Below are 10,146 nucleotides of genomic sequence, written 5' to 3'. Positions count from 1 at the left end.
TGAGCGGTGTCCGCAGTCCAGGAGGCCGCTGTGGCGGGGGTCCGGGGTGGAGGTCGGTCGGCCCTTGGGGGTCGATCCATGACAGGAAACCTACGGCCCACTTAGCTCGTACGCAAGGTAAGGGTGCGAAAGGGAAGTGTGACAAAGGTATCTAGATCATCAGGCATTACGGTGGGGCACCCTCGCGCGGCGACTGCTGGTGCCCCGCCGACGCTTCACCCCTCAAGAGCAGGGATCGGCAGCTGGAGTGCTGAGTGAAAGCCCTGGTAGAAGCGGATTCAGTCGATCTCCCCGAGTGTCCGGCGGGTGCGTACCCGCGACCGGCGCGGAGGTGCTTTCAGATGACCCACGACAACCTGCTCCTCCTCATCGACGAGGAGGGCCGGATCATCCGGTGGGAGAACTCGGCGGAGGAGCTCTTCGGCTGGTCAGCCGCTGAAGCGGTCGGCCAGTCCGCGAAAGCACTCATCCACACACTCAGCCCCGACGACGCGCAGCCCCGTGACGGACACCCGGACCCCGGTGCCCTGCTGGTCAAACCCGCACTCCAGGACCACTCCCTGGTGTGGCGCATACAAGCGGCCGGGGACGATGCGATATCGCAGGACATGGCAGTGCTGCAGGCGCTCTTCCCGCCTCCCCCTGTAGAGCTCCAGGTCTTCGACGAAAAGCTGCACGCCGTGCGCACGAGCACCCTTGCCGACGAACAACCCCAGCTACGGCATCCGCGGGACGCACCCTTCAGCGAGGTGTGCGGTTTCGCCGCCTCGAAGAAGAAGCCGCGGTGGCACGCGGCGTCCTCGAAACCGGTATGCCGGTGGGAAACCGGCTCGTCCACAGCGCACCGCCGTCGGCCGAGCTCGGCCGCCGCGTCCACTCGGTCTCCTACCTGCCCACCGAGGACCCGAGCGGCGCAGTCCACGCACTGGTGATGCTGAGCGCCGACGTCACCGCACGAGAACGAGAACGAAGCGCCCAGGCGCTCCTCAAATCGGTCCGCACCCAGATGGGGCACCGGCTCAGCCTCATGGATGTCTGCCAGGAACTGGCCCAGGCCGTGGTCCCTGCCTTCGCGGGCACCGCAGTTGTGGAGCTGGTGGAACGAGCGGTCCGCGGCGAGGACCCACCCAGAGCCCCGATCGGACCAGGCGTCATGCTGCGCCAAGCAGCCATTCAGGGGCGCCGGCCTCCATCGCAGCCCGGCGCCGTGCACCCCCTGCCGGACGGCACCCCGTTCTCACACATATTCGCCGACCTCCAGGCCCGCCTCGTACACATCGACACCGACTCCACGTGGCTGAACGGCGACCCGGCCAGGGCCGACATCATCGAGAAGTCCACGACGCACTCACTGATCGTGACACCGCTGACCATAGGCGACGAGATCCTCGGCATGGTGAGCTTCTGCCGCCACGGTGCCGACGCGCCCTTCGTACAGGACGACCTTGCCGCAGCGACTGCCATCTGCACGCACGCGGCACTCTGCATCGACCGGGCACGGCTGTACATGCGCGAGTGGATCATCATGTCCACCTTGGACGACGAAACCGCGTTCACCAACGAACTCATCGTCAGCGAACTCGTCGGCAACGCGACCCGCTACGGCGCACCCCCCTTGCAACTGCGCCTGATCCTGGATCGCATGCTGACCTGCGAAGTCAGCGACACATCGCCCAGCGCACCCCATGTCACCCACGCCCGCACCATCGACGAGTCGGGCCGAGGACTCTTCATCATCGCGAGCGTCGCCGAACAATGGGGCACCCGCTACACCTCTGACGGCAAGATCGTTTGGGCGGAACAGCCAGCTGAGGCAAAGGAAGCACTCTGAGCCCCAGCGTGTGCGACTGTCCCAGTGGCAGGCGCGGCGATGCAGCCGCGCCTCCGGTCAGGCCTGATCATCGCCCAGCACGTCACGCAGCATGACACGCGAGCTGATACCCAGCTTCGGGTAGATCTGATAGAGGTGCGCCCCCACCGTTCGGTGGGAGAGGAACAGGCGCTCCGCGATCTGCTTGTTGGTCAGGCCAGACGCTGCCAGTCGCGCGATCTCCGTCTCCTGAGGAGTGAGCTTGTGCACCACCGACGTGTTGTTGCGCCGCTTGCTGGTGCCCGAGGCACGCAGTTCACTCTCAGCTCGTTCTGCCCATGGCCTGGCGCCCAGGTGCGAGAACGTGGACAGCGCGGCACTGAGGGGCCCTCGGGACTCCATGGCGGCCCGGGCGCGTCGCAACCGCTCGCCATAGGCGAGCTGGACGCGAGCAAAGTCAAACGGCCACCGCTCAGCCCCCGGAACCTCCAGCGCCTTGACGAACATGGGCAGTGCCTCCTCGTCGTCGGGCGTGCTCAGGGCTGCCGAAGCCTCGGTCAACAGAGCATGCCGTGAGGAGATAGCGGCTACACCGGCCTCCCGCATAGCGCGGACGTGGTCGGCCCCCTGCTCCTGCCGATCGGTCCGCACGGCCGCCTCGACCAGATCCATCGTCAGCCACAGCGCATGAGGTGCGTGCGAGGCCAAGCTTCCTGCAGGGCTGACCGCGCAAGCGCGGTCGTAGGCATCCGCGTAGTCGCCGAGCCCCAGCGCCGCAACCGCCGCAGCGTGATGGGCATAGTGCGCAGCGCAGGTTGCCCCACGCGGTACGGCCCACTGGATGATGCGCTCCGCTGTCGCCCGTGCCGTCTCCGTCTCACCCCGTGCGGCGGCCAGGATGGCCTGGACGTAGAGGAAGTACCAGGCGAAGGCACGGTAGCCGTGGGTTTCGCAGAGCTGGAGTCCCTCCTTGGCCAGGCGAGCCGCCTCGTCCCACAGCCCCGTGAGGTATCCGTCCAGACACAGGTGGATGAGGCCAGAGAGGTATCGGCGTGCCGGGCCGCCGTCGCGCCCGATCCGCACGACCCGCCAGGCCGAGTCGCGCACGTCTCCGAGCCGGTCGCTGTACAGGGCTGCTGTACCGGTCCGCGTCACGTGAACCAGGTCAGTCGTGTTCACGAGCCCCGCCATCAGCTGGTCGAGTTCCGCCGAAGCCGATGCTGCCGTGCGAGCGGGATCGGAGAAGGTCTTGCCCAGGGCCGACAGGACGGCAGGAGCGCTCGGTGTCAGTTTCTCGACCGCCCTGTAGTAGGGCAGCCACAGGTCACGCCGGGCGCCGAAGAAGGAGACCAGCGCAAGGGCGTGCAGAGCATCGACCAGTGCATTGTTGTCGGCCTGGTATCCGTGGTCGCCGGTCTCGATGGCACACACCAGCAGCCTGTGTGCCGTCTCGACATCGCCGTCGTCGTTGAGAATGAGCAGGGCGGTGGCAGCTGCCGAGTGCAGGGAGCTGTCCGTGTCCCGGGCCGTGTGTCTGGCGTTGTCGAGGATTCGCTGGGCGCTGGGCAGCGCACCGGTGGACTCGGCGCCGACATAGGCGGCCTCGGCGAGCCTGCGGCTGCGGTCGGGTCCTGGGGGTGTGAGGTCCGCGGACCGGATGAGGGTGCGCATCGCGCCCACCGCGTCGCCGCGGTGCAAGGTGATCCGGGCCGCCTGCTCCAGCAGGGCGGCCACGCTCTCGTCCGGTTCCAAGGTGGCCTCTCCCAGGTGCCAGGCACGGCGCTCGGGTTGGTCGATCAGGACCTGGGCGAGCGAGGAATGAACCGCCCGCCGTTCGGTGCTGGTGGCGTTCTCGACCACGGACGAGCGGATGAGCGGATGGCGGAACCTCAGCCGCCTTGCACCTTCGTCGATGTACACCAGTTGGGACCGCTCGGCGGGTGCCAGATCGTCAAGGTCGTAGCCGTCTTCGGCCTGTCTCGCCGCCGCCTGCAGCACGCCGAGATCGCCCATGCCCTCCAGCGCCGCAAGCAGCAGCAGACGCTGCGATGGCGGCGGCAATTCGGTGATCCGGGAGCCGAAGACGTTCTCCAGACGCTGACTGAGCGGAAGCATCGTAGGCAGGTCGTCGAAGTCAGAGACCTGCATCGTGGGCAGAGCCGACGGCAGCTCCAGCAGCGCCAGCGGGTTGCCGTGCGCCAGAGTCAGCAGCCGCTGGCGCGCACTGGAGACGAGTTCTGGGAACTTCGTGCTGACGAGATGAGACGCAGCCTCTTCATCCAAGGGCTGCAGCCAGTATTCGGGCAGGGCACCGCCATCGTGCAGGCTGCGGGCTCCCGTCCGTGAAGCGGCGAGGAAGCTCGTGCGGATGCTCCTCACGCGGCGCGCGACAAAGCCCAGAACGGCCGCGCTTGCCCGATCGATCCAGTGAAGATCATCGACTATGAGCAGCAGCGGGTCGCCTGCAGCCACGCTCTGCAGCAGCATCAGCACGGCATTGGACACGACGAGGCGTTCTGGCGGAGACCCGCCCTGGAAGCCCAGTGCCACGCGCAGGGCATGGCGGAACGGTGCATCCAGCATGCCGATCGCATCGTGGAAGGGGAAAAGGATCTGGTTGAGCCCGGAGTAGCTGCAGTGTGCTTCGAACTCGACGCCAGCGGCGCGCAGAACCCTTGTGCCGTCAGCCTGGGCGACCTCAGCGATGACGTCCAGCACGGCCGTCTTCCCGACCCCCGGATCTCCCGACAGCAGGAGTGCGCCACCACCGGATCCGAGGCCGAGAAGATCACGAACCTTCCGCAGGTCGTGGTCCCGGCCGACCAAAGCGCTGGTCGTAGCCGGTGTGTACGACTCACTTCCGAGCACTTCACACTCCATTGATGTTCGCGGCCCGGAGAGGTTGAGCCGGATGTGCTGACGGCCTCGTGCCGCGGTGCGTCACGGGCGAAGGACATGGATCGGCCAGACAGCAGGTAGCCGTCATTGACCGGTGACCCGAGGACAAACGCTCGCGCGCTGAACGGGCGAGTGCGCTGGGCCGGGTGGCCACGGGCGTTTGTGCGGGATCCAGGCCTGGAGAAGGCTGAAGCCTGCAGGGTGCTGCAGGCCCCAGCCCAGTCGCGCATCTCGCCGTCGAGTGTGACGACAGCGGCTGCGGCCGGCGGCCATTGCCTGGGTGTTCGCGCGTGTGCGCCGGCGCGCGGAGCCGCACGGTCGATCAGCGGGTGGTGACCTGGTGGGCGGCACAGTGAACCACTGCACATCGACGGCTGATCGAATGCCGGGTAACGGATCGGGCTGGAACGAAGCCAGGGTGGTGGGTCGCGGTCAGACGCGGGTCGTTCCGTGCAGATTCTCCCAGGCCTCACGGGGGGCTCGAACCGGTCGAGCGGCGCTTGTGAATCCGCCCGTCTTTGCGGACATGTACAGCCGGGAGTGCGGCGCGCCTGTCAGCGCGAGCGAAGGCGGTACGTCGCGAGTGGTCCGCGCAGCGGAGTGTGCGTGAAGATCCGCAGGTGAAGCGGCCCCGGGACGGGACAGTGAGGTCAACTGCGAGACGTGGATCGCCGCCGACGGGGGGCGAGGAGCGGAGCGAATGGCGAGGGCCCTTTGCACTAGTGCATACTTATTTTCGTGGTAGGAGAATACACGTTTCGCGGACAAGGCGCAGCGGAGATCGCCGCGAGTATCGAACAGGCAATCGATCAAGGTGTGTTGCCTCCCGGCACCACCCTCCCGCCGATGCGGGAGCTTGCCACCGACCTCGGCGTGAATCCCAACACCGTCGCCGCGGCCTACCGGCGCCTTCGTGAGCGCGGCGTGATCGAGACCGCTGGCCGGCGCGGAAGCAAAGTGCGACCCCGGCCAGTCACCACCGCCCGAGACGCAATTCGCCTGGAGGTACCACCCGGAGTCCGCGATGTGTCCGCCGGCAATCCGGACACATCACTGCTGCCGCCCCTCGGGAAAGCTCTGGCCGAGGCGGCCGACCGGTATGCCCGACAGCCCATGCTCTACGGCCGAGCACCCATCGACGACGAGCTGAGCCGCCTGGCCCGCGCCGCCTTCGACGCGGACGGTGTCCCGGACGGACCTGTCGGACTCACGTCAGGAGCACTTGACGCGATCGAACGCGCCCTCGTCGCACATCTGCGGCCGGGCGACGTGGTGGCAGTGGAAGACCCAGGCTGGGGAAGCCTCTTCGACCTCATTCCCGGCCTCGGCCTGAGACCCAAGCCCGTCAGCGTCGATGACGAAGGCCCACTGCCGAACGAGGTGGAGGCAGCACTGCGGCAAGGGGCACGAGCCGTCATCGCCACCAGCCGAGGCCAGAACCCCACCGGCGCCACGATCTCGCCCCAACGCGGCCGCGAACTCCGCGCAGTCCTGCGCAACTACCCACACGTACTCGTCATCGACGACGACCATGTGTACGGCCTCACCGAACTCCCGCTGCAGCCGCTCGCCGGCAGTACTGAGCACTGGATGCTCGTCCGCTCAACAGCCAAAGCCTTCGGGCCCGACCTCCGCCTTGCCGTCCTCACCGGCGACGCCGTCACCGTCGGCCGCATCCGCGGCCGATACCGGCTTGGACCAGGCTGGGTCAGCCAACTGCTCCAGCACACTGTTGCTCACCTCTGGCGCACCCAGACGCTGGACATCACAGCCGTCTCCGCCTCCTACGCCGCGCGACGCAACGGCCTCGTGGAGGCGCTCGCCGCTCGCGGAGTCATCGCCCGCGGCCGCAGCGGCATGAACGTCTGGGTGCCGGTGACTGACGAGACCTGGTCCGTAACCCGCCTGATGCAGGCCGGATGGGCTGTCACACCCGGAGCCCGCTTCCGCCTGAACTCCGCACCGGGCATTCGCGTCACCGTCTCCCCACTGGCAGTACACGAACTGCCCGGCCTGGCCGACGCCGTCGCAGCAGCAGTCCGCCCAGACCGCACAGCACGCTTCGAATGAAACGCCACGCGCCGAGAACGTTAGGCGACCAGGCCGAGCGGCGATCAACGCCGGGCCTGCACAACAGCCCACGCGAGTCAGCCGATTGACAACACCCGTCATCGCATCGCCCCGCACACTCGACCCAAGCGCAGAGGGCGCGCACCTGCCGCAGGAACCGTGACCCCACCAACATCGGGCCGGCCAGGCAAGCGCCGCCCCCTCAGCCCCGCCGGCTCAGCAACCGCCGGCGAAAGCCTCCTTCAACGCAGAGACCACGTGGGAGATCGCCCCGTGAGGCGCTCGCGCCGATGGCAGGACAAGGTCATCCATGGCACGGCCGCAGCGCACCGTGGAGACAACTACCCCCGCAGAGCCCAGCTTGTCCGCGTAAGCCTGCCCCGCGTCCTGCAGGACATCGGAGTCAGCAGTGACGACGAGCGCCGGCGGCAGATCTGACAGCCGCCGCGCGTTCGCCTGCAGCACTTCGAAGATCTCCGCGTGCTGCTCCGCATCCGTCGTCGACTGCTCCCGGAACTGCCTGGTGACAGCGCGTTTCCCAGAGATCACCGAAGAGGCAGCCCCACTTCCGCGCGACAAGGGGTACAGCAGAACCTGCAGAGCAAACGAGGCTGCGCCCCGCTCCTTGGCCAACAGCGTCAACGCCGCGCTCATGTTGCCGCCCACCGAGTGGCCGACGACGGCCAGCCGGGTGTGATCCATGCCGTGCCCGGACCCATGCTCGGTCACCCATCTGGCCACTGCGCAGCATTCCTCCAGCGCGATGCCATAGCTTGCCTTGGGCGCCAGCGTGTATTCGGGGTACAGAACGGCAGCCTGCGCCCCCACCGCCAGCTCACGTATCAGCCGGTCATGTCCACCCTTGTCGTAGATCCCCCACCTGCCGCCATGCAGGTAAAGGACTGCGGGAAGAGGCTTGGACGCCTTCTTGGGGCGCACCATGCGTACCGCGACACTTCCCTTAGGGCCGCCGAAGATCGCAGCCCAACGCTCCTCCACGTCGGACTGCGTCCGGTCGACAAGCACAGGCCCGCTGCTGCCCATGCCAGACATCCAGTCGTCAGATGAGGGCAGGAAGGTGATTTCCTCGGCCGTCTCGCCGGCTGGTTCTTTCGATTTAAAGACATGATCAGGCATCACGTACTCCTTGACGACGCACCTCGCAGGGCACTGTCACTTCACCGCTGATGCCCCTCACTGATCGTCAAGGTCCTGCACCAGTACAGACGTGTTTGCGATAAAACCCTCGTGGAACCGGCCGCGCATCGGTCATGTGACTGTGGCTTTGGACTCCACAGCCACGGCGGCCCGGCTATCTGCTGCGCACGGCCGTGATCACCGCCCCGGCGGCACGCCGTTGTGCCGGTTCCGAGATCCGCGCAATGCCATGCGCGATGCAGCCTGAGCGCGGGGCGATGACGATTGACCATGACGGCCAGTCGCGGGACTGCCCGCTGCATGCACTGAACCGGTGACGCGAGGCCGGCACCGGAGAGTGCTTGGCATGCGTGTTTTTTAGCGTCCGGGGAGGCGGGTCTTGATTTCCTGGAGGAGCCAGCCGTTGCCGTCGGGGTCGTTGAAGGTGAGGTAGCTGCCGTAGGAGGCGCGTTCGGGGTGGAGTCCGTGGAGGCGCTTTTGGGCTTCGCCGTGGTGGGTGGCGTCGCCGGCGTGGTGGCCGTGGTGGAGGAGGCCGCCGGCGTCGTGGAAGACGTCGCTGACCTGGATGCCGCGGGCGGTGAGTTCGGCGTGGGCTTCGGTGATGTCGGAGACGATGAGGTAGAGGCCCTGGGCGGTGCCGGGGACGGCGGTGGTGAGGCCGTTGCCGAAGATGATGGAGCACTGCGAGCCGCTCGGGGTGAAGTGGACGATGCGGAAGTCGTCGGTGGCGGTGTAGTCGACGTCGAGGCGGAAGCCGAGCTGCTCGTAGAAGGCCTTGGCGCGGTCCACGTCGGAGACGGGCAGCGTGATCATCTCGAGTTTCAGGTCCATGGGGGTTCCTCGGGTTCTGGTGTGGGGGTGCCGACCGGGTCGGCTTGGTTGTCTGCGGCGGTGGCCGGCTGAGCGGTGTCCGCAGTCCCGGAGGCCGCTGTGGCGGGGGTCCGGGGTGGGGGTCGGTCGGCCCTTGGGGGTCGATCCATGACAGGAAACCTACGACCCACTTAGCTCGTACACAAGGTAAGGGTGCGAAAGGTAAGTGTGACAAAGGCTACGCAAGCGGACTCTGTCCGGGCGTACGCAGGCGTCATGCCGCCCCGCCGGCTGGGTCGCGCCAACCGGGCGCAGAAGTGCAGAAAAACTGAAGAGCAGCGACCCCGTTGCGGGGCCGCAGAGATCGTCACGGGGGAGGCCGTCCCGGGTTCAGGCGATGCGCACGCCGCGCGGCCCGGGGCCGGCCGGCTGCTCATCAAGAATCCGGGTGGCGCGCCGGTGCGCACCCTTTGGCCTATACGGTCGCCCGTGACGACGCCGATAGGGGTGACCGCAAAAAGAGGTGGGGCCAGTCCGAAGACCGCCTGGTCCTGCTGATGGCGCGAGTGCCGGAAGCTGGTGCCGCGTGGGGCACGGCTACCGATCGTGCGGCACTGCGTCAGGCGTCGTCGGAGATATTGGCCCGCATCCTGTCGAGCAGATCTTTTACGATCTTGCTCTCCTTTTCGGTGAGACCTGCGGCTTCACCGATGGCGGCCGGGATGACGCGGGCACGCTCGCGCAATTCGCTCCCTTCCTCGGTCAGGGTGACCAGTACGGAACGCTCGTCGTCCACCTGGCGCTCCCGGCGAATCAGGCCGTGAGCCTGGAGGCGCTTCAGCAAAGGTGTCAGGGTGCCGTAGTCGAGTTCCAGGAGATTGCCCAGCTGCTTGATCGGGAGTGCCTCGTGCTGCCACAGCACGAGCATGGCCAGGTACTGGGGGTAGGTCAGGCCGAACTGCTCCAGCAAGGGGCGGTAGCGGTTCGTAAGCGCCCGCTGTGTCGCGTAGAGCGCGAAGCACAACTGGTCCTCGAGAAGCAGGCTGACGTCGTCTGTCTGGGCGGCGTCTCGCTGGACAGTCTTGGTGTTCATCGCGACTCCTTTCGCATGCGGCTGTCGCACAAAACACCGTACCTCGCGATTTCCAAGGATGCAATTAGATTGTGCACTCTTTAAGTGGCGTCCATTTAATTCGCCGGTGAGTTCGAGGGTGTGCGGTCGGTGCTTGCCCACGCCGACCGGAATGCCTCCCGCAACATCGCCACCCGTGGCGCTGCTGTGTGGACGGCGGGAGGTGAGTCACGCGTCCCCGCCACCCCATAGGGTGTCTGGACGGAGGAGCCAACCCAGCAGGCAGTTGGGCGCTACCTCCAAGCCCGGTCCTTTTAGGGCCGGGTCA

General features: G+C 67.0%; 7 protein-coding genes. 3 read left to right on the top strand and 4 right to left on the bottom strand.

The features are described 5' to 3' along the window. The first annotated feature begins 341 nt into the window (after positions 1–341). Both H305_RS55495 and H305_RS55490 read left to right on the top strand, forming a co-directional pair. Complete coding sequence (locus tag H305_RS55495; RefSeq protein WP_078629507.1) at positions 342–932, top strand: PAS domain-containing protein; 591 nt, start codon at positions 342–344, stop codon at positions 930–932. Continuing rightward, positions 932–1,831, top strand: a complete 900-nt coding sequence (locus H305_RS55490) for an ATP-binding protein (protein WP_107440210.1) — start codon at positions 932–934, stop codon at positions 1,829–1,831. The genes H305_RS55495 and H305_RS55490 overlap by 1 nt, the downstream gene beginning before the upstream one ends. A gap of 57 nt (positions 1,832–1,888) precedes the next feature. On the opposite strand, the gene H305_RS0141240 is transcribed toward H305_RS55490, so the two are convergent. After that, positions 1,889–4,690: an ATP-binding protein gene (locus tag H305_RS0141240; protein ID WP_051371556.1), complete on the bottom strand. Its 2,802-nt coding sequence runs from the start codon at positions 4,688–4,690 to the stop codon at positions 1,889–1,891. Between the two features lie 756 nt (positions 4,691–5,446). Here H305_RS0141240 and H305_RS0141235 point away from each other — a divergent pair. Beyond that, entirely contained in the window at positions 5,447–6,778 is a 1,332-nt protein-coding gene (locus tag H305_RS0141235) for an aminotransferase class I/II-fold pyridoxal phosphate-dependent enzyme (protein ID WP_028805605.1), read from the top strand. Between the two features lie 216 nt (positions 6,779–6,994). Here the strand turns inward: H305_RS0141235 and H305_RS48660 are convergent, their stop codons facing one another. The 3 genes from H305_RS48660 to H305_RS0141220 all read right to left on the bottom strand — a co-directional run bounded on the left by H305_RS48660 (position 6,995) and on the right by H305_RS0141220 (position 9,839). Beyond that, a complete protein-coding gene (locus H305_RS48660) occupies positions 6,995–7,915 on the bottom strand; it encodes an alpha/beta hydrolase (protein ID WP_051371554.1) in 921 nt (306 codons plus the stop codon). A 378-nt stretch (positions 7,916–8,293) separates the two neighbouring features. After that, entirely contained in the window at positions 8,294–8,767 is a 474-nt protein-coding gene (locus H305_RS0141225; protein WP_028805604.1) for a VOC family protein, read from the bottom strand. Positions 8,768–9,365: 598 nt separating this feature from the next. Then, on the bottom strand, positions 9,366–9,839 hold the full coding sequence (locus tag H305_RS0141220) for a MarR family winged helix-turn-helix transcriptional regulator (protein WP_051371552.1): 474 nt from the start codon (positions 9,837–9,839) through the stop codon (positions 9,366–9,368). Positions 9,840–10,146: the final 307 nt, after the last annotated feature.

It is taken from the genome of Streptomyces sp. 142MFCol3.1 (genome assembly GCF_000424945.1).
Lineage (GTDB): Bacteria > Actinomycetota > Actinomycetes > Streptomycetales > Streptomycetaceae > Streptomyces > Streptomyces siamensis.
Note: the sequence above shows the minus strand (reverse complement) of the source record. Positions and strands in the feature narration are given on the sequence as shown.